Source organism: Pelagerythrobacter sp. (assembly GCF_041912895.1).
Taxonomy (GTDB): Bacteria; Pseudomonadota; Alphaproteobacteria; order Sphingomonadales; family Sphingomonadaceae; genus Pelagerythrobacter.
On sequence record NZ_JAYSGI010000001.1, the window covers coordinates 798,862 to 819,618 of the forward strand.

The 20,757-nt window shown below is 68.8% G+C and carries 13 protein-coding genes and 1 tRNA gene; 6 read left to right on the forward strand and 8 right to left on the reverse strand.

Annotation, left to right across the window (positions count from 1 at the left end; all coding sequences use genetic code 11):
- A complete protein-coding gene (gene recG, locus ACE3QC_RS03990) occupies positions 1–2,061 on the reverse strand; it encodes an ATP-dependent DNA helicase RecG (RefSeq protein ID WP_374405813.1) in 2,061 nt (686 codons plus the stop codon).
- Positions 2,062–2,181: 120 nt separating this feature from the next.
- On the opposite strand from recG, the gene ACE3QC_RS03995 reads away from it, so the two are divergent.
- Together ACE3QC_RS03995 and mfd are read left to right on the forward strand one after the other, a co-directional pair.
- A complete protein-coding gene (locus tag ACE3QC_RS03995; protein ID WP_374405814.1) occupies positions 2,182–2,442 on the forward strand; it encodes a succinate dehydrogenase assembly factor 2 in 261 nt (86 codons plus the stop codon).
- A gap of 118 nt (positions 2,443–2,560) precedes the next feature.
- Entirely contained in the window at positions 2,561–6,052 is a 3,492-nt protein-coding gene (gene mfd / locus ACE3QC_RS04000) for a transcription-repair coupling factor (RefSeq protein ID WP_374405815.1), read from the forward strand.
- On the opposite strand, the gene ACE3QC_RS04005 is transcribed toward mfd, so the two are convergent.
- Positions 6,049–6,852, reverse strand: coding sequence for an EAL domain-containing protein (locus ACE3QC_RS04005; protein WP_374405816.1), 804 nt, complete (start codon positions 6,850–6,852; stop codon positions 6,049–6,051). The genes mfd and ACE3QC_RS04005 overlap by 4 nt on opposite strands.
- Before the next feature lie 121 nt (positions 6,853–6,973).
- Between ACE3QC_RS04005 and ACE3QC_RS04010 the strand changes: the two genes are divergently transcribed.
- Together ACE3QC_RS04010 and ACE3QC_RS04015 are read left to right on the forward strand one after the other, a co-directional pair.
- A complete protein-coding gene (locus ACE3QC_RS04010; protein ID WP_374405817.1) occupies positions 6,974–7,762 on the forward strand; it encodes an NAD kinase in 789 nt (262 codons plus the stop codon).
- 91 nt (positions 7,763–7,853) lie between these two features.
- A tRNA-Asn gene (locus ACE3QC_RS04015) sits at positions 7,854–7,928 on the forward strand.
- 75 nt (positions 7,929–8,003) lie between these two features.
- On the opposite strand, the gene secA is transcribed toward ACE3QC_RS04015, so the two are convergent.
- Together secA and ACE3QC_RS04025 are read right to left on the reverse strand one after the other, a co-directional pair.
- Entirely contained in the window at positions 8,004–10,748 is a 2,745-nt protein-coding gene (gene secA, locus ACE3QC_RS04020; RefSeq protein WP_374405818.1) for a preprotein translocase subunit SecA, read from the reverse strand.
- 92 nt (positions 10,749–10,840) lie between these two features.
- Complete coding sequence (locus tag ACE3QC_RS04025) at positions 10,841–11,113, reverse strand: hypothetical protein (protein WP_374405819.1); 273 nt, start codon at positions 11,111–11,113, stop codon at positions 10,841–10,843.
- A gap of 87 nt (positions 11,114–11,200) precedes the next feature.
- Between ACE3QC_RS04025 and argJ the strand changes: the two genes are divergently transcribed.
- Both argJ and ACE3QC_RS04035 read left to right on the forward strand, forming a co-directional pair.
- Positions 11,201–12,427, forward strand: coding sequence for a bifunctional glutamate N-acetyltransferase/amino-acid acetyltransferase ArgJ (argJ, locus tag ACE3QC_RS04030; RefSeq protein WP_374405820.1), 1,227 nt, complete (start codon positions 11,201–11,203; stop codon positions 12,425–12,427).
- Complete coding sequence (locus ACE3QC_RS04035; protein ID WP_374405821.1) at positions 12,424–13,224, forward strand: inositol monophosphatase; 801 nt, start codon at positions 12,424–12,426, stop codon at positions 13,222–13,224. Before argJ ends, ACE3QC_RS04035 begins: the two co-directional genes overlap by 4 nt.
- On the opposite strand, the gene trxA is transcribed toward ACE3QC_RS04035, so the two are convergent.
- The 4 genes from trxA to ACE3QC_RS04055 are packed head-to-tail and all read right to left on the reverse strand — an operon-like array spanning position 13,221 to position 20,743.
- Positions 13,221–13,541, reverse strand: coding sequence for a thioredoxin (gene trxA / locus ACE3QC_RS04040; protein WP_374405822.1), 321 nt, complete (start codon positions 13,539–13,541; stop codon positions 13,221–13,223). The genes ACE3QC_RS04035 and trxA overlap by 4 nt on opposite strands.
- 47 nt (positions 13,542–13,588) lie before the next feature.
- Positions 13,589–17,053: a double-strand break repair helicase AddA gene (gene addA, locus ACE3QC_RS04045; RefSeq protein WP_374405823.1), complete on the reverse strand. Its 3,465-nt coding sequence runs from the start codon at positions 17,051–17,053 to the stop codon at positions 13,589–13,591.
- Positions 17,050–20,061: a PD-(D/E)XK nuclease family protein gene (locus tag ACE3QC_RS04050; protein ID WP_374405824.1), complete on the reverse strand. Its 3,012-nt coding sequence runs from the start codon at positions 20,059–20,061 to the stop codon at positions 17,050–17,052. Before ACE3QC_RS04050 ends, addA begins: the two co-directional genes overlap by 4 nt.
- Complete coding sequence (locus ACE3QC_RS04055; RefSeq protein WP_374406640.1) at positions 20,054–20,743, reverse strand: nucleotidyltransferase family protein; 690 nt, start codon at positions 20,741–20,743, stop codon at positions 20,054–20,056. The genes ACE3QC_RS04050 and ACE3QC_RS04055 overlap by 8 nt, the downstream gene beginning before the upstream one ends.
- Positions 20,744–20,757 lie beyond the last annotated feature (14 nt).

Sequence of the window (20,757 nt, forward strand, 5' to 3'; positions counted from 1 at the left end):
CTAGCCCCCTCGGAGCAGTTGCACACCCCAGTCACGCTCGAACAGGTAGAGCAGGATGCGCGCCGCCGCGCCGCGTTCGCCCTCCAGCCCGCCATCGCGCTCGATCAGTAGCCGCGCGTCGTCGTGCGCCAGCGGCAAAAGGCGCTGGATCTGTTCCAGCGTCGCCACGCGGAACGGCGTGTCGCCCGACTGGCGCGTGCCGAGCAGTTCGCCGCCGCCGCGCAGGCGCAGGTCTTCTTCCGCCAGCCGGAACCCGTCCTGCGTTTCGCGCATCAGGGCGAGCCGCTCGCGCCCGGTTTCCGACAAAGCATCGCCGCGCAGCAGCAGGCAGGTGGATTTCTCGCTGCCCCGCCCCACCCGGCCGCGAAGCTGGTGGAGCTGGGCGAGGCCGAAGCGCTCGGCCTGTTCGATCACCATCAGCGTGGCCGCGGGCACGTCGACCCCGACCTCGATCACCGTGGTCGCGACCAGCAGTTTCGCATCGCCGCCCGCAAACCGCTCCATCGCGGCATCCTTCAGTTCGGGCCGGAGCTGGCCGTGGACGAGCACGACGGCTTCGCCGAAGCGCTCCTTCAGCATGGCGTAGCGCGCTTCGGCCGCGGCGATGTCCTCGCTCTCCAGCTCGCGCACCATCGGGCAGACCCAATAGGCCTGCTGCCCGCCCGCGATATGCCGCCCGACCGCCTCGACCACATCCGCCAGCCTCTCCTGCGCGACCACGCGGGTGTCGATCGCCTGCCGGCCCGGCGGCATCTCGTCGAGCCGGCTGACGTCCATCTCGCCGTGCTGTGCCAGCGTCAGCGTGCGCGGGATCGGGGTGGCGGTCATCGCCAGCGTGTGCGGCGTGCGGCGCCCCTTGCCCGCTAGTTGCAGCCGCTGGGCGACGCCGAAGCGGTGCTGTTCGTCGATCACCACCAGCGCGAGATCGCGGTAGGCGACGCTCTCCTGAAAGATCGCATGGGTGCCGACGACGATGTCGATCGATCCGTCCATCAGCCCCATCAGGATCGATTCGCGCGCCCTGCCCTTGTCGCGCCCCGTCAGCAGCGCGACCTCGGCGCCCGTGGGCCGCGCCATCGCGCGCAAGGTTTCGAAATGCTGGCGGGCGAGGATTTCGGTCGGCGCGAGCAGCGCGGCCTGCTTTCCGGCCTCGACCGCGATCAGCATCGCTTCCAGCGCGACCACCGTCTTGCCCGCGCCGACATCGCCTTGCAGCAGCCGCAGCATCGGCGTTTCCTGGGCCAGATCGCCTTCGATCTCGCCGATCGAGCGAGTCTGCGCGCCGGTGAGCGGGAACGGCAGCTCGAGCTTGGCGCGCAAACGGCCGTCGCCTTGCAGCGGCTGCCCTTTGCGACGGCGGTTGTCCGCGCGCACCAGCATGAGCGCGAGGCTGTTGGCCAGCAATTCGTCGTAGGCGAGGCGTTCGCGCGCGGCGGCGTGTTCGTCCTTGTGCGCCAGCTTCAGCGCGTCGGCCCAGGCAGGCCAGTCCTGCCGCGCGAGCTGGCCCGGCTCGATCCATTCGGACAACGCAGGAAGCCGTGCCAGCGCCTGCGTCACCAGCCCCGCAAGCTTCGGCTGCGTCAGCCCTTCGGACAAGGCATAGACCGGCTCGCATAACCGCCCCAGCGCATCGCCGCCTTCTTCGGAGACGTGATCGGGATGGACGATCTGGAGCATGTCGCCGTAGCGGTCGAGCCGCCCGGCGATCCAGCGCCGCTCGCCCACCGGAAGCTGCTTTTTCGCGGTGTAGGACGCGCGACCGAAATAGGTCAGCGCGCAGACGTTGCCGACTGCGTCCTCCGCCAGCACGCGATAGGGGCCGCGCCCGCTGCGCGCTGCGCGATGCTCGGTCGGGGTCAGCGCGATGACGATCTGTTCGCCCTCGCTCGCGGCATCGAGATTGTCGACCGGCCGCCGCGTCACGAACCGTTCGGGCAGGTGGTAAGCAACGTCCTTCACCCGCGTCAGCCCCAGCTTGTCGAGCGGCTTGCCCAGCTTGGGCCCCACGCCGTCGAGCGTCGCGGTCTCGGCGAACAGCGGGTTGAGGATTTCGGGGCGCATGACGACGCTCTTAACCTCTATCGTCATCTCGGCGAAAGCCGGGATCGCGTGCAGTTGGAACGCGCCGGTGGAAAGCGATCCCGGCTTGCGCCGGGATGACGCGAACGATAGGCGCGCGCCATGCCCGATCCCACCCGCCTTTCCCGCGCCCGCTTTCGCGCCTGGCACCGCGGCACGCGCGAGGCCGACTACATGATCGGCGGTTTCTTCGACCGCTACCACCAGAGCTGGGCCGAGCCCGACCTCGTGTGGTTCGAAGCGCTGCTGGAGGAAGACGACGTCGACGTCATGGCCTGGGCGCTCGGGACGCAGGCGGTGCCGGACCAGTTCGCGGGTGCCCGGATGGCGATGATGCAGAAGCTCGACTACGTTACCATCTGATTGCGGGTGGGAATTTCCCGCCAAGTCTCTATGTGAAGCGCCGACAGCTACCCCGTCCGAACCCATCGGGCGGGTTTTCGCGCGTGCCCGCCCCGCGCATCCGACCTGGAAAAACGCCATGCCCGATATCCGCCGCATCCTCACCGCCGACCGCCCGCTGACCCTCGCCTCGGTCGCACGCGGGGCGCAGCCGCTGGTCATGGCCGATCTCGCGCGGGCCGCGAAAGGCCGCGCGGTGTTCATCGCGGCGGACGATGCGGCGATGCATTCGGTGGCCGAGGCGGCGCAGTATTTCGCGCCCGAACTGGAGGTGCTGGAATTCCCGGCGTGGGATTGCCTACCCTACGACCGCGCGAGCCCCGCGCTTTCGGTCAGCGCCCGGCGGCTCGCCGCATTGCATCGGTTGCAGGCCGGCAAAGATAGTGCGCAACTGCTGGTCACCACCGCAAACGCCGTGCTCCAGCGCGTCCTCACCCCGTTCCGCATCCGCGAGAGCGTGCGCGAATTCAAGCCGGGCGTGGAGATCGGGCGCGAGAGCCTTGCCGCATTGCTCCAGCGGCAGGGCTACAGCCGCACCGATACCGTGGTGGACAAGGGTGAATACGCCGTGCGCGGCTCGATCGTCGATGTGTTTCCCTCGGGCCTCGAGGCGGGCCTGCGGCTCGATTTCTTCGGCGATGAGCTGGAAAGCCTGCGCAGCTTCGATCCCGCCACGCAGATGAGCACCGGCGTGCTGAAATCGCACTTGCTGCTGCCCGCGAGCGAGGCGCTGCTCGACGACGACAGCATCAAGCGCTTCCGCAGCCGATACCGCGAGATGTTCGGCGCAAACGCCACGCAGGACCCGCTCTACGAAGCCGTCAGCGAAGGCCGCCGCCTTGCCGGGATGGAGCACTGGCTACCCCTGTTCGAGGACCGCATGGCGACGCTGTTCGACCATCTGGACGGCGGCGATCTGGTGGCGATCGATTCGGCGGCCTTGCAGGCGGCCGAGGAACGGCTCGGCGATATTTCGGATTACCACGACCAGCGCATCAGCACCGCGGGGCAGGCCAAGGGCAGCTATCGCCCGCTCGCCGCCGATGCGCTCTATCTGGGCGAAGCCGAGTTTTCCGCCGCGCTCGACGCCGCGCCCGCCCACCGCACCACGATCTTCGCCGAACCCGAGAGCGAGCGGGTGGTGGACTTCGGCTTCACTTCAGCCCGCGATTTCGCGCCCGAGCGCGCGCGGGGCGACAACATCTACGAAGCGGCGGCCGCGCACCTCGGTGCGCTCGGCAAGGCGGGAAAGAAGGCGTTGTTTGCCGCCTATACGCCCGGCAGCCGCGCGCGGATCGCCTCGATCCTATCGGAAGCCGGAGCCCAGACGCAACTTGCCGAAACGTGGCAGGAAGCGCTCGGGCTGGCGGCGAAGGGGAAGCCCGTCGCGCTCGTCCTGCCGCTCGAGACCGGCTTCGCGAACGACGATCTTGAACTGCTGACCGAACAGGACGTGCTCGGCGATCGGCTGGTCCGCCGCAAGAAGAAGCGCAAGGATTCCGACGCCTTCCTGGCCGAACTCCAGGCGCTCAATCGCGGCGATCTGGTGGTCCATGTCGATCACGGGATCGGCAAGTACCTGGGGCTGGAGCCGATCGCGGTCGGCAAGAGCCAGCACGACTGCGTGATGCTGGAGTATCGCGGCGGCGACAAGCTCTACATCCCCGTCGAGAACATCGACGTGCTCAGCCGTTACGGCAGCAGCGAGGAGGCGGTCATGCTCGACCGGCTCGGCGGCGAGGCATGGCAGAAGCGCCGCGCGCGGCTGAAAGAGCGCATCCGCGAGATCGCGGGCGAGCTGATGCAGGTCGCCGCACGCCGCGCACTCCGCAAGGCGCCGGTGCTGGAGGCCGAGGAGGCGAGCTACAACCAGTTCGCCGAACGCTTCCCGTGGCAGGAAACCGACGATCAGGACCGCGCGATCGAGGACGTGCTCGGCGACCTCGCCGAAGGCAAGCCGATGGACCGGCTGGTGTGCGGCGATGTCGGCTTCGGCAAGACCGAGGTCGCGCTGCGCGCCGCGTTCGTTGCTGCGATGGCGGGACAGCAGGTCGCGGTGGTCGCGCCGACGACGCTGCTCGCGCGCCAGCACTACGCCAATTTCGTCGAGCGGTTCGCGGGCTTCCCGCTCAAGGTCGCGCGCCTTTCGCGACTCGTCCCGGCGAAGGAGATGACCGAGACGCGCGAGGGGCTGACAGCAGGCACCGTCGATATCGTGATCGGCACCCACGCGATCCTGTCGAAGAACACGAAGTTTCGCGATCTCGGCCTGGTGATCGTGGACGAGGAACAGCGCTTCGGCGTCACCCACAAGGAAAAGCTCAAGCAGCTTCGCGCGGACGTCCACGTCCTCACCCTCACTGCCACGCCGATCCCGCGCACCTTGCAGATGGCGATGAGCGGGCTGCGCGAGCTTTCCACGATCCAGACTCCGCCGGTCGACCGCCTCGCGGTGCGGACCTACGTGATGGAATGGGACGACATGGTGATGCGCGAGGCGCTGCTGCGCGAACATCATCGAGGCGGGCAAAGCTTCATCGTCGTGCCCCGGATCTCCGACATGGAGGGCGTGTCCGACTGGCTGCACGAGCACGTGCCCGAAGTGAAGTTCGTCGCCGCGCACGGCCAGATGGGCGCGACCGAGATCGAGGAGCGGATGAGCGCGTTCTACGAGCGCAAGTACGACGTGCTGCTGGCGACCACGATCGTCGAAAGCGGGCTCGACCTGCCGAGCGCGAACACGATCATCATCCACCGCGCCGACATCTTCGGCCTCGCGCAGCTCTATCAGCTGCGCGGGCGGGTCGGCCGCTCGAAACTGCGCGCCTACGCCTATCTGACCTACGGCGCCGACACCGCGCTGTCGGAAGTGGCGGAAAAGCGCCTCAAGGTGCTCGGCGATCTCGACAGCCTCGGCGCGGGGTTCCAGCTCGCCAGCCACGATCTCGACATTCGCGGCGCGGGCAACCTGCTGGGCGACGAGCAATCGGGTCATATCCGCGAGGTCGGCTTCGAGCTCTATCAGTCGATGCTGGAGGATGCGATCCTCGCCGCCAAGGCGGGCGACGCCGGGCTGGAGCGCGACAGCGAAGGGCTGAGCCCGCAGATCACCGTCGATGCGCCGATCATGATCCCCGACGATTACGTGCCCGATCTCGCGGTGCGCATGGCGCTCTACCGCCGCCTCAACGACGCGAAGGACAAAGCCGAGATCGAGGCGATGGCGGCCGAGATGATCGACCGCTTCGGCCCCCTGCCCGACGCCACCGCCAACCTCGTGCGGCTGATCGAGATCAAGCACCAGGCGATCGCCGCCAACATCGCCAAGATCGATGTCGGAGCGCGCGGCACACTGGTGACGTTCCACAACGACGATTTCCCCGATCCCGCCGGGCTGCTCGCCTACGTCGACCGGCTGCAGGGCACGGCCAAGCTACGGCCGGATATGAAGCTGGTCATCAACCGGGCGTGGGGCGACCCGAAGTCGCGCCTCAACGGGTTGTTCCAGCTCACCAAGGGGCTGAGCGGGGTCGCCCGCAAGGCTGAGCGGCGGGAAAAGACGCCCGCCTAGGAGTCGCCCCGCGCGAGTGCGGCGAAGGCATCGGCCGTCATCGGTTTCGCGCGCAGGAAGCCCTGGAACACCGCGCAGCCTTCCTTGCGCACGCTGGCGAGCTGGTCCTCGCTTTCGATCCCCTCGGCGATCACCGCCAGATCGAGCGCGCTCGCCATCGCCACGATCGCGCGCAGGACGGCCAGATCGCGCGCGTCCGACACGATGCCCTCGACCATCGTGCGGTCGAGCTTGAGATAATCGAGCGGCAGGATCTTCAGATAGCGGAAGTTGCAGAACCCCGCGCCGAAATCGTCGAGCGCAAGGCGGATACCGCGCGCCGCCAGCAGCGCGAGCTGCGCCGCGCTGCGCTCCACGTCGCTCACCAGCGCCTGCTCGGTGATCTCGAGCGTCAGCCGGCCCGGCGGGAAGCCGGCGGCTTCGATCATCGCGATCATCGATTCGGCGAAATCGTCGGCCGCGAGGTCGGTGGCGGTGACGTTGATCGACAGGCGCAGGTCCGCCGGCCATAGACCGGCATCGGCCAACGCCCGCATGCCGATGTGCCGGGTCAGCGCTTCGGCGGTCCCCGCGCGGCTCGCGATCGCGAACATCGCCTCGGCGCCGATCTGCCCGCGTCGCGGATGGTTCCACCGCACCAGCGCCTCCGCGCCCGCGAGCGTTCCGTCGGCGCACGCGAACTGCGGCTGGAACAGCACCTCGATCTCGCCGCGATCGAGCGCGGCGGCGAGATCCCGCGCCAGGCCGCCCTGCCGCGTGCGGCGGTCGGCGGACAAGCGGCGCTCGTTGATCGATGTCATCCCCTGCATCTCCGCGCACTGGCCCAGTCCGTCGTATCCGTCTGCCCGTGCGCCGCGCGCGTTGCAAATCGGGACGGCCGCCAATAGGTTGCGCCGCAGGCATGGACGGAGCCTTTTCTGCATGACCGTTTCCAACGGATATACGCGGCTGGCCATGCTGGCCTCCGACACCGAGCGCGCGCAGGAAGCCGCGCACGAACTGCGCCAGACGCAGGATTTCTGCCCGATCGACGAGGCCGAGGCGATCGCGGTGATCGGCGGTGACGGCTTCATGCTGCAGATGCTGCACCAGATGCTCGATCGCGATGCGGTGAAGCCGGTCTATGGCGTCAATCTCGGCACCGTCGGCTTCCTGATGAATCGCCACCGCAAGGCCGGCAAGCTGATCGACAAGGTCAATCGCGCGCGCACCATCGGCATCGCTCCGCTGCGGATGGACGCGGTCGGTCAGGACGGGGCGACGACGACGTTCTGCGCGATCAACGAGGTCTCGCTGCTGCGTGAGACGCGCCAGACGGCCAAGATCGAGGTTTCGGTCGACGACCGGGTGCGGATCGAGGAGCTGGTGTGCGACGGCGTGCTCGTCGCGACTCCCGCGGGATCGACCGCCTACAACCTCTCGGCCAACGGCCCGATCCTGCCGCTCGATTCGAACCTCCTCGCGCTCACGCCGATCAGCCCGTTCCGCCCGCGCCGCTGGCACGGCGCCATCCTGCCCGACCGCAGCCGCATCCAGCTGCGCGTGCGCGAACCGAACAAGCGCCCGGTGTCGGTCGTCGCCGATCAGAAGGAACTGCGCGACGTGGCCGAAGTGACGCTGGAGATCGCCCGCGAATCGGAGCTGACGCTGCTGTTCGATCCGGGCCACGCGCTCGACGAGCGGATCGTCGCCGAACAGTTCATCGCCTGATCGCCGATCGGCTGCGAATGCGCGCACGTCAGGCTTGCCAAACCCGAATGCCGCCCATATAGGCGCACCCCTGCCCGCCGCCGGGGGCTGTTCCCCGATAGCTCAGCGGTAGAGTAGGTGACTGTTAATCACTTGGCCGTTGGTTCGAATCCAACTCGGGGAGCCACTCGGCGGCGGGTATGAAAAAGGGCGCGACGGGATTTCCCGCCGCGCCCTTTTCGCATTCGGTGCCTGGCCCGGGTCAGCCGGCGCCGTGGCAGTGCTTGTACTTGCTGCCCGAACCGCACGGACACGGCGCGTTGCGGCTGATGTCCATCCCGGCATAGGGGTTGTCGGTCGAAGCGCCGCCCGGGCTCGCCGCGGCGCGCGGGCTCCCGGCGAGCGAGCCGAACAACGCGGCGCGATCCGCCGAGCCGTCGCCGTCGTTCGAATTTTCGATCCCCGTCAGCGGGTCGATGTGGCCGGTCAGGAAATCGGGCAGGTCCGGCAGCGACTGCTGCGGCGGCGGAGCCACGCGAAGCTGGCTCTTGAGCAGGATCGAGGTGATGTCCTCGCGCAGCTTGTCGAGCATCGATTCGAACAGCCCGAAGGCTTCCTGCTTGTACTCGTTGATCGGCTGCTTTTGCGCATAGGCGCGCAGGAACACCACCTGGCGCAGCGCGTCGAGCGTCGCGAGGTGCTCCTTCCAGTGATAGTCGAGACGCTCGAGCAGGATCGACTTTTCGACCTGGCGCCAGATCGACGGATCGTTCTCGCCGATCTTCTTCTCCATCACCGCATCGACTTCGGCGCGCACGCGCTCCTCGATGATCTCCGGCTCCACGGTGTCTTCCTGCAGCCAGGCGTCGAGCGGCGGCTGGATGCCGAGCACATCGTCGAGGCGTTCGCGCAGCCCCGCGATGTCCCACTGCTCGGGATAGGAGCCGGGCGGGCAGGCGGCGGTCACGATGCCCGCGACGGTATCGTGGCGCATGTCCACCACCACGTCGTCGACCTGTTCGCTGTCCATGATCTCGGAGCGCTGCTCGTAGATCACCTTGCGCTGGTCGTTCATCACGTCATCGTATTCGACGACCTGCTTGCGGATGTCGTAGTTGCGCGCCTCGACCTTCTTCTGCGCGGTCTCGATCGCCTTAGAGAGCCAGCGCGAACCGATCGCCTCGCCGTCCTCGAGGTTCGAATTCATCATCCGCGCGAACAGCGTGTCGGGCCCGAAGATGCGCAGCAGATCGTCCTCGAGGCAGAGGTAGAAGCGGCTCAGGCCCGGATCGCCCTGACGGCCCGAACGGCCGCGCAGCTGGTTGTCGATCCGGCGCGATTCGTGCCGCTCCGTGCCGAGCACGAACAGGCCGCCCGCTTCGAGCACCTGTTGCTTCTCGGCGGCGATCTCTTCCTTGATCCGGGCGACCGCCGCGTCCTTCTCGGGCCCGTCCTCCATCTCGCCGAGTTCGTCCTCGGTGCGAAATTCGAGGTTGCCGCCGAGCTGGATGTCGGTCCCGCGGCCGGCCATGTTGGTGGCGATCGTCACCGCGCCGAGGCGGCCGGCCTGCGCCACGATATGCGCCTCCATCTCGTGGAAGCGCGCATTGAGCACCGCGTGCTTGACGCCTTCCTCGTCGAGGAACTTCGACAGCATCTCGCTCTTCTCGATCGAAACCGTGCCGACCAGGGTCGGCTGCCCGATCTCGCTCTTTTCGCGGATGGCCCTGGCGATGGCTTTGAACTTGTCGACCGTGTTCTTGTAGAACTCGTCTTCCTCGTCGATCCGCTGGACCGGCACGTTGGTCGGGATCTCGACCACGTTCATCTTGTAGATGTCCCAGAACTCGCTCGCTTCGGTCGCGGCGGTGCCGGTCATGCCCGAAAGCTTGGGGTACATGCGGAAGTAGTTCTGGAAGGTGATCGAAGCCATCGTCTGGTTCTCGGGCTCGATCTTGACGCCCTCCTTGGCCTCGACCGCCTGGTGCAGACCGTTCGACCAGCGGCGGCCGTCCATCATGCGACCGGTGAACTCGTCGATGATGACGACCTTCTCGTCCTTCACGATATAGTCGATGTCGCGCTTGAACATCTTGTTCGCCTTGAGCGCCTGGTCGAGATGGTGAACGACCTGGGTGTTCTCGACGTCGTAGAGATTCTCGGTCTCGAGCATGCCGGCTTCGGCCAGCATCGCCTCGACCCGTTCGATCCCGTCCTCGGTCCAGGTGATGTTCTTGGTCTTCTCGTCGGCCTCGTAGAAGCTTTCGTCGATCGTCTTCACGATCGCGTCGACGGTGGTGTAAAGTTCGCTCTTGTCCTCGGTCGGGCCGGAAATGATCAGCGGGGTGCGTGCCTCGTCGATCAGGATCGAATCGACCTCGTCGACGATCGCGTAGTTGAAGGGGCGCTGCACCATCTGGCGCCGCTCGTGCTTCATGTTGTCGCGCAGGTAGTCGAAGCCGAACTCGTTGTTGGTGCCGTAGGTGATGTCCGCGGCGTAGGCATCGCGGCGCTGTTGTTCGCCGAGATTGGGCACGATCACCCCGACCGTGAGCCCGAGCCAGCGGTAAATCTGCCCCATCCACTCGGCGTCGCGGCTGGCGAGGTAGTCGTTGACGGTGACGACGTGGACGCCCTTGCCTTCGATCGCGTTGAGGTATGTCGCGAGCGTGGCGACCAGGGTCTTGCCCTCGCCGGTCCGCATCTCGGAAATCTCGCCGCGGTGGAGCACGATACCGCCGATCATCTGCACGTCGAAATGGCGCATGCCGAGAACGCGGATCGAGGCCTCGCGCACCGTGGCGAACGCTTCGGGCAGGATGTCGTCGAGCGTCTTGCCTTCTTCCAGCTGGATGCGGAACTTGGCGGTTTGCGCCTGCAGCTCCTCGTCGGAGAAGGACTGGATCTGCTCTTCGAGCGCGTTGATCTGGCTTACGATCTTGCCGAGCGAATGGACGTAGCGGTCGTTCGACGAGCCGAAGATGGATTTGGCGATGGCTTGAAACATGGATGGGCCCTGTCAGGACTGGAAATGGATAGGCGCCGCCCGCGTGCGTCACGCACGGAGCGGCGAAGAAGGTCGGGAATGCGGGAACCTGCCTATTCGAAGGCGCGGTCGGGTCCGAACTGCACGGTCGGGATATAGATCACGACCGGCTTGCGTGGCCGGCACTCGCGCGCCGGATCGGCCTTGGCGGGAACCCGACCCTTGCGTGCGGCCGCATCACAACGCTGAGCCTTGCCCGGCTGAGTTTCGGTCGCACTGTCGCCGACCTGTGCGCTCAACGCCTGCGCATAGGCAGCACTCGCCGGCGTGCCGGCGGCGGCAAGTCCGGTGATGAGCGCAAGGCAGGCGAGAAGGCGGGTCAGCATCTCGGCGCAAGATAAGTGCTTTTCGTCGAATCGTCCACCTCGAAAGCCGCATTTACCCCCGCGGGCGCGGCGGCTAGTAGCCGCGGCATGGATCTCGAACGCTCGCCGCTCGCCGCGCCCTTCCCCGACATGCCGCCGATCGCGGGTGTCACGCTGCGCGTGGCGCGTGCCGGATACAAGGACTGGGGCCGTTGCGACCTCACTTACGTCGAGTTGGCGGAGGGCACTGCGGTCGCCGGAGTGTTCACGCGCAACGTGTGCTGTTCGAGCGAGGTCGAGCTGGGCCGCGAACAGGCGGCGGCGGGCCGTGCGCGGGCGCTCGTGGTCAACGCGGGCAACTCCAACGCTTTCACCGGCTATCGCGGGCGCGAGGCGGTCGAGGCGATCATGGCGCAGGTGGCGGGGCATCTGGGGTGCGAGCCGGGCGAGGTGTTCGTCTCCTCCACCGGCGTGATCGGCGTGCCGCTGCCGCAGGACAAGGCCCGCGCCGGGGTTGCGGCCGCACTCGATGCGGATCAGTGTTCGTGGGAAGATGCGGCCGCAACCATCGGAACGACCGACACTTTTCCCAAGGGTGCGACAGCGCAGGCGGTGATTGGCGACACCACCGTCACCTTGTGCGCGATCATCAAGGGCAGCGGCATGATCGCGCCCGACATGGCGACGATGCTGGGCTACGTGTTCACCGACGCGGCGGTGGAGCCGGGCTTTCTTCAAGAGCTGATCTCCGCGGCGAACTCCAGTACGTTCAACTGCATCACGGTGGACAGCGATACCTCGACCAGCGACACCGTGCTCGCGTTCGCCACCGGCAAGGCGGGCAACGCGCCGCTGGCGTCGTTCGACGATCCGGGCGCCGACGCCTTCGCCGCCGCGCTGCACGACGTCTGCCGTCAGCTCGCGCACCTTGTCGTCCGCGATGGCGAAGGGGCACGCAAGTTCATCGAGATCGCGGTGACGGGTGCCGTTTCGGATGACAGCGCGCGCAAGGTCGGCCTGGCGGTCGCCAACTCGCCGCTGGTGAAGACTGCGATCGCGGGCGAGGACGCCAACTGGGGCCGCGTGGTGATGGCGGTGGGCAAGGCGGGCGAACCGGCCGACCGCGACAGGCTCTCGATCGGCTTCGGCGGCCACTGGGCCGCGCGCGAGGGCCTGCCGCTGGCCGACTACGACGAAGCGCCGGTCACCCAGCACCTGAAGGGCAGCGAAATCAGGATCGAGGTCGATCTCGGCCTGGGTGACGGCGGCGCCACGGTGTGGACCTGCGATCTCACCCACGGCTACATCGCGATCAACGCGGATTACAGGTCGTGAGCGTGCTCGACCGCGAAATCCTCGCGCTGGTGCGGCGGGTAAGCGAGGAGGCGATCCTGCCGCTCTACCGCGTGCTCGACGATACGCAGATCGAGGCGAAAGCGCCGGGCGACGTGGTGACGGTGGCCGACCGCGCCGCCGAAGCGATGCTGACCGAGGCGCTCGCCGCGTTCGAGCCCGCGCTGCCGGTCGTCGGCGAGGAGGCCGCCCACGCCGATCCTTCCACGCAGAGCGCGCTGGCGGGCGACTGCTGGATCGTCGATCCGCTCGACGGCACGCGCAATTTCGCCCGCGGCGAGCCGCCGTTCGGCGTGCTGATCGCGCGCGCCGAGGGCGGCGTGGCGCGCTCGGGCTGGATCTACGATTGCTTGAGCGGCCGGTTCTGCGCCGCACACGAAGGCCAGGGCGCGTTTGTTGACGGCGAGCGGATCACGGCGCGCGGCACCGGCGAGACGCCGCCGCTCGCCGCGATCTCACTGGTGTTCATGGAAGAGGCGCGGCGCGAGGCGGTGAAGCGCCATGTCGCCCCGCATTACCGCCTGACCGACATCCCCTATTGCGCCGCCGAGCAGTACCCGCGCCTCGCGCTCGGCACGAACGACGTGTCGATCTTCGAGCGAACGCTGGCGTGGGACCACGCGGCGGGCGTGCTGTGGCTCAACGAAGCCGGTGGCAAGGCCGCGCGGCCCGATGGTTCCGCCTATCGGGTCGACGAGTGGGACCGGCCCGGACTTCTAGGCGCGGCGAGCCCAGCGCTGTGGGATGACCTCGCCGCGCTCTACGCCAAGGGTCCTTAAAGCTCGCCTTCGAGCCAGCCCTTGAGCTGACCCTTCGGCGCGGCGCCGAGTTTCTGCGCGACAGGCTTGCCATCCTTGAACAGCACCATCAGCGGAATCGACTGCACGCCGATCTGGCCGGGGACGCCGGTGTTCTCCATGATGTCCATCTTGGCGATCGTCACCTTGTCGGCCAGCTCCTCGCTGATTTCCTCCAGCGCGGGCGCGATCATCTTGCACGGGCCGCACCAGTCGGCCCAGAAATCGACCAGCACGGGCTTCTCGCTGTCGAGGACATCGGACTGGAAGCTGGCATCGGTGACGTTGACGGTCGCCATGGAAAATCTCCTTGTTGTGTTGGGCTCTATTTAGGCTGTGGACGTGGTCACTCAACGGGCGGTGCGTCAAACCTTTCCTGCGCTGTGGACAAGGCGGCTTTCTGCGCGGCCAGAACTTCCGCCGGAATGGCGATCAGGCGCGGCGCCTGCGTGTAGAGAACCGCCGCTTCGATCGTGCGGCCCGGGTAGATTTCGGCCAGCGCGGCGGCATAGGCGGCCATCTGGCGCAGGGTGGATCGCGGCATCTGATCGAGCGATTGCGGCGGGCGGCGGGCGGTCTTGAAATCAACCACCGTCACCCGCTCCGGCTCGACCAGCAACCGGTCCGCGGTGCCCGCCACGACCTGCCCGTCGACGATGGCCGCCAGCGGCACTTCGGCCAGCGCGCCCGGTGCGAACACATGCGCGAAGGAGGGATCGGCCAGCACCGCGAGCGAGGATGACAGCACCTCGCCGCGCGCCTCGGGCGAAAGGCCCTGCCCCTGCCGCTCCAGCCACGCACCGGCGATTTCCCCGCGCGCTTGCGGTGCCACGTCGGGCAAGCGTTCGAGCAGCCTGTGCGTCAGCGTGCCGCGCAGCGCCGCTTCGCGCAGCATCTCGGGCGGCAGCGGCGGATCGGCGCCGCTGTCCTCGCCCGCGGAGGACGGCGCAAGCGGGCGTGGCGGACGCGGCTCAGGGCCAATCGGCGTGGTCGCCCATGCCGGGAGCGTTGGTGCCGCCGACGCCGCCTGTGGCTCGTCCACCGGCAGCTTCGGCGCACGCGAGCCGAGTTCCCACCGCGCACCCCACAGGTCGTCCGCCAGCCCGTCGCTTTCAAACAGCGGGGCGAGCCGGGCATACCAGCTATCGGCGTGCGGCACGCCCTTCTCGCGCGGGCCGAGCGAGCCGCCGATGAACAGCGCCTCTTCCGCTCGCGTCATCGCGACGTAGAGCAGCCGCCAGTGCTCGCGCATTTCCTCGGCCAGCGCGGCGGCGTGGGCATCGGCGATCGGGCCGAGCCGCTGGTCTTTTGAAAGGCCGGGAATCGGCACGCTGCGCCCAGCCTCTCCGCCCGGCACGTCCTCCGCCAGCGTCAGCGCGCCGCCGCCCGGCGGGGTGCCGGTGGCGTCGGCAAGGATCACGATCGGCGCCTGCAAGCCCTTCGATCCGTGCGCGGTCATCACCCGCACCAGATCGCCGCCCTCACCCGCCTCGCGCTTCAGTTCGCCCTCGCCCGCGTCGAACCACTGGATGAAGCCCTGCAGACTCGCCGGATGCGCGGCGGCATAGGCGTGCGCGGCGTTGAGCAATTCGTCGATCGGGTCGTTCGCCTCGCGCCCCAACCGCGCGATCAGCTTGCGCCGCCCCTGCCACGGGCCGACCAGGATCCAGTGCAGCAACGCCTGCGGCAGTTCGAAATCCGCCCGCGAGAGCAGCGCGCCGAACCGCTCGAGCGTTTCCGCCACCAGCGGCGCGCGCGACATGCGCAGGTGCGCCCACAGCCGCACGCCCTTCTCGCGATAGCCGTGTTCGAGCAAGTCGTCCTGGTTCCATCCGCCCAGCGGCGAAACGAGCAGGTTGGCGAGGTTGAGATCGTCGAACGGCTGCGCGGCGAAGCGCAGCGCTGCCATCAGGTCCTTCACGCCGAGCGGCGCGCCGAGCCGCAGGCGGTCCACCCCCGCCACCGGCACGCCCGCCGCGTGGAGTCGCGCGACGATCAGCCCGGCAAGCTCCTTGCGCTTCCTCACCAGCACCATCACGTCGCCCGGCCCGGCGTTGCGCGGTGTGCCCTTGGCGAGCGGGAAGCCCTCGTCCAGCCATGCCTTCACCTGCCGCGCGATGCGGTCGGCCATCTGGCGGTCGTGGCGCGAGAGCCAGCCTTCCTCGCCCTCATCGTCCTCGCCCTCGGCCTCGCCCGAAACCGGATGCCACAGCGTGACGAGGCCGGGCCGCTCTTGCCCCAGATGCGCCTCCGGCTCCGTGCGCAGGCCGAGTTCCCCATGCCCCACCGCCGCGATCGCGCGATCGACGAAATCGAGCACCGGCTGCCCGGTGCGGAACGACTGGCCCAGCCCATATTCGCGCAAGCGGCGGGCGGGAGGCGCGCCGGGCGGCGGCAGATCGCCATCGGCCAGCGCGTCCATCGCCGCCTTCACCCGCTCGCGCGCGGCCTCGAAATTCTCCGGGCTGGTGCCCTGGAAGCGGAAGATTGCCTGCTTGTAGTCGCCCACCGTGAAGATCGTGCGCAGCTTGCCGTCGTGCGCGCCAGCGCCTGAGAAGAAATCGTCGATCAGCGCGAAGACGATCGCCCATTGCGCGGCGTTGGTGTCCTGCGCCTCGTCGATCAGCACGTGATCGAACCGGCGGTCCATCTTGTAGCGGACCCACGCCGCCATCTCCGACCGGCCGAGCAGTTCGGCGGCGCGGCGGATCTGGTCGTCGAAATCGACCAGCCCCTCGCGCGCCTTGGCCGCATCCCACAACAGCGCGAACTTGCGACCGAGCTCGAGCTGCGGCGCGATCCCCTCGGCCAGCGCGACGACGCCGAGAAATTCGCGAACCTTTCCGATGCAGGCGCCAGCGCGCTCGCTCGCCTCGGCGAAGGCGGGTTCGGCGTTCTTGGGCAGCTTGGGATTGCCGTTCTTGTAGAACAGCGCGTCGGCGAGCGCGTCGATGCCTCCGGCGCGCGCGGTCTCGTCGCCGCCGAGCCAAGCGCCGATCGCCTCGACCGCGGCGCGGCCCATCTTGCCCTTCCACTCGCGATAGTCGGCGAGGCACTGGCGCAGCGCCGCGGTGTCGAACACCCCGTCGCCACACAGCGCCGCGGCGTCTTCCGCGCGCGCGTCGGCCTCCAGCCCCAGCAGGCGATTGACGCGCGGGCGCATCGGCGGCTGCCATGCGCCGGGGCCGAACCACAGCTCGCTCGCGCCCGCGCAGCGCATCAGCCAGGCGCGCACGCCGTCCGGCCCCTTGTCGCGGCTCAGCTGTCCGATCGCCTCCAGCGTCGCGCCATCACCGTCGCGCTCGGCGGCAAGCAGCATGTCGGCCAGCACCTCGCGCGAGAGCAGCTCGCGCTCGCGGTCTTCCATCGGGCGCGATCCGGGGACGATCCGCGCCTCTTCGGGGAACGTCGCGAGCAGCCACTGGGCAAAGGCATGGATCGTATCGATCCTGAGGCCCCCGCCCGGCGTGTCGAGCACGCTGGCGAACAGCGTGCGCGCGCGCGCCTGCGTAGCCGGATCGAACGGCGCGCCGATGGCCTTCAGCTCGCCCGCGAGCGCCGCCGCGTCCATCCGCACCCAGCGCGCGAGCACGTCGTTGACGCGCACCGCCATTTCCGCCGCACCCGCCTTGGTGAAGGTCAGGCACAGGATCTGCGAGGGATCGGTATCGGGCTGGAGCAGCAGGCGCAGCACGCGCGCGGAGAGGACCTGCGTTTTGCCCGTGCCCGCCGAGGCGGACAGCCACACGCTCTCTTGCGGATCGACCGCGTCGCGCTGGCTGCCGGCGAGCGGATAAACCTTGCCGCTCATGCGCCACCCTCATCGTCGTCGAGCCGCGCCTGCCATTCGTCGAGCCGCATCAACTGGTCGTAATCCGCATAGCCCGGATAGTCGGGGTTCAGCCGCGCGGTGAACGGCTTGTCGCCTTTGATGTAATCGCCGATCGCTTCGCGCAGCTTCGTTTCGGTCAGCGGCATGAACCGCTCGGGCTCGATGCCGGAACGCTTGCTGCCGATCTTCAGCGGGGTTTCGACATAGCCGAAGCCGCCGTCACGGTTCTTGGCAAGCGACCAGTATTCGAACGCCGCGGGTTCACCCGCCACGCCGTCGATCCCGCCGCGCTGCGCCATCATCCCAATCAGCCCGAGCTGGAGCGCGAAGCCCTGTTCGACCATCGCCCAGCCGGGCGGCTTGCCGGTCTTGTAATCGACGATCACGAGTTCGCCGCCGGGCAGCCGGTCGATCCGGTCGGCGCGGCCGTGGATGCGCACGCCGTCGATCTCCATCGCGCCCTTCGCCTCGACCGCGATCGCCGCGCGCTCCGGCTCGGCGGCGATCGCCTCCTCGACCCATTCGAGCGCCGCCATCAGGCGCGGACGCCACAGCCCGCGCATCAGCGGGTGCATGTTCATTTCGGTCAGCACCGTCTCGGCGATCGGCGCGAGGGCAGCGGTAGGGTTGTCTTCGCGCGCCTCGTGCCACGTCTCGAGTATCTTGTGTGCCGCTGTGCCCTGCCATGCGGCGGAGGGCTCGGCGTCGAGCGCGTCGAGGCTGCGTAGGCCGAGGATCGCCCCGGCGTAGAACTGATATGGGTCACCGAGCAGGCGGTCGAGCGCGGTCACCGCGATCGGCACGTCGCGCTGCGCGGCGCTCGGGCGCGGCGCGGGGCGCGGATAGGCGGACGGCTCGCCCGGCGTGGCGTCGAGCGCGCGCGCCAGTTCGACCGCCGCGGTCTCGCGATGCGTTTCGAGCAGCTTCTCGCCCAGCAGCGCCTTGACCCGCAGCAGGAAGCGCGAGGGGATCGCCGGGCCGCCCTCGTCGCGCGCCGCGCGGCTGAGCACGACCTCTGGCGCACCGAGCGCTCCCGCGAGATCGTGCGCCGACAGCCCGATGCGGAAGTCCGCGCCGGGCACGCCCAGCGCGCGCATCACCGGCGGCGCGAGCAGCGGATCGGGCGCGGGGCGCGGCGGCCAGCTACCTTCGTTCAACCCGCCGCAGATCACCAGGTCGGCCCGGCCCATGCGCGATTCGAGCAAGCCGTAGATCGCCACGCGCGGGTGCCCGCCATAAGGGGGCCTAACCGCGACGCGCTCCATCGCCTCGCGCAGCACGGCGGGTAGGTCGGCGGGCGCGAGGTCGAGCGCCGTATCGCGCGCATGGAGCCGCAAGTCGTCGACGAAAGCGGAGAGCGCTCGCCCGTCCTCGCGCGCCCACAGATGTTCGCCGCACAGCGCCTCGCCCGCCGCTGCCAGCGAATCGACCTGTTCGCCGAACGGCCGCTCGTCGCCGCCCATCAGCAACGGGGCGAGGATGCTTTCGACCGTATCCCACCAGTCACCGATTCCGCGCGCCTTGCTCTCGGCGACAACCGCCCGCAGCGGCCCCAAGCCGGGCGCCGGGCGCGGGCCGCGCAGCGCGAGTTCCAGCGCGCGCGCATGGTCGAGCCAGTCGGCACGGCCGAGCGGTTCGCCCGCCAGCGGATGTTCGAGCAGCGCGAGCAGCGCGACCGGCGCGGCATCCTCGGCCGCGACCTCCGCCAGCAATAGCAAGAGCCGTCCTGCCGCCGTCTGCGACAGCGGTCGCCCCGCCGAATCATCCGCCTCGATATTCCACCGCCGCAGATGCGCCGCGACCCGCGCCGCGAGCCCGCGATCGGGCGTGACGACCGCCACGCGCTTCTCAGGTGTTTCGAGCGCCTGCCGCACCAGCAAGCCGATCGCCTGCGCCTCCTCTTCCGGGTTGGCGCTTTCCATGATCCGCACGCCCGCCAGTCGGCGCTTCTCGGGCGGCAGGTCGACCCAGCCGGTGCTCGCCTGCGGGGGCAGGAACAGGCTGGAGATCGCATGGCTGCGTTCGGGCTCGGCCGCGCCGATCCCGCGCCGGTGCCACGGCTTCACCTCGCCCCGCGCCACGCCCATGCGATTCAGCAGCAGCTTAAGATGGTATTGCGGATGGGTGACGGCATCGCCGCGCGCGAAGGCGGTATCGGCAGGATCGCCGCCGATCCCGGCACGGCCCAGTTCGTCCCATACCGCATCGTCCAGCGCGAGGTCGAAATCGGGCAGCACGACCGCGCCATTGGGCAGGTCGGCCACGACGCGCAGCAGGCGGGCGAGTTCGGGCGCGGCGCTGGTGACGCCCGCCGCGACGATCGGGGTCGCGGGCGGATCGGCGCGCCAGTGCTTCGCGGCGCGCGCGAACAGCAGGTTCCGCCGGGCGGCAGCGTCAACCATGCCGAGCGCTTCCAGTTCGGCGCGCCACATCGCCTGGACGGTGTAGAACAGCCTGGTGTTGTCGCTCCAGTGCGTTGCGACTTCGGCCAGCGCCTGCATCACCGGTTCTTCCCACAGCGCATCAGGCGCGACGCCTTCGACCAGCAGGCGGTCCATCGTCTGGCCGATCTCGTGCGCCAGCCGCAGCCGCCCGGCGGCGGTGGGGCGCGGATCGCGCCCGAGCGCGGCCATCGCCTGGTCGAGCAGGCTCGCCAGCGTCAGCCAGCGGCGCGTCGGCTCCACAGCGGGAGGAATGTCGCTCGCCCCCAACGGATCGAGCAGCGCGCCCAGCGTCTCGTCGAGGTCGAGGTCGCCGACCACCGTCATGCGCGGCATCAGCATTCCAGCCTGCGCTTCCGCCCCGAAGTGGCGGATGAACGCCTCGGTCACCGTGCGCACCGCGCGGGTGCTCGGCAGCAGCAAAGTCAGGCGCGCGAGGCCGATCTCGGGTTCGGCGTAGCGCGGCGCCAGCCCCGCCACCAGCGCATCGGCGAAGCCGCGATGCGCGGCGATCGAATAGACGCTTGGACCGGGCCGCTCAGCCACTTTTCAGCGCTTCTTCAGTCGGCGCGATCGCCTGCGGCGTGCCGACCTCGAACCATTGCCCGGTGAAGTTCGCACCATAAAGCCGCCCTTCGGCGATCGCGCGTTCCCACAGCACCATCGTGCCGAACGGCCCCTCCGGGGCATCGCGCAGCAGGCGGTGCGAGACGAGTTGGATGCCGGTGTAGATGAACGGCGCGACACGGCCCGGCAGCCGCCGCTTCAGCCGCCCCACCGGGTCCATGTGGAAATCGCCCTGCCCGCGAAAGTTGCTCGCCCGCGCGTGCGGCACGACGAGCAGCAGCGCGTCCATCGCGTCGGCGTCCCAGCGTGCCGAGAGGTCCGCGAAGGCGTCACGCGGCCCGTCCAGCCAGATGTTGTCGGCGTTGAGGCAGAAGAACGGGTCGGGCAGTTGCGGCAGCGCCTTCACCATCCCACCGCCCGTCTCCAGCAGGAGGTCGCGCTCGTCTGAGATAGCGACTGCCGGGGCCTTGCGCTCTTTCAGATGCGCTTCCAGCGTGTCGGCGTAATAGTGGACGTTGACCACCGCCTTCGCCACGCCCGCCTCCGCCAGCCGGTCGAGCGCGTGGTCGATCAGCGGCTTGCCCGCGACGCGCACCATCGGCTTGGGCTGGCTGGCGGTGAGCGGCCGCATCCGCTTCCCCAGCCCGGCCGCCATGATCATCGCGGTGTCGGAGG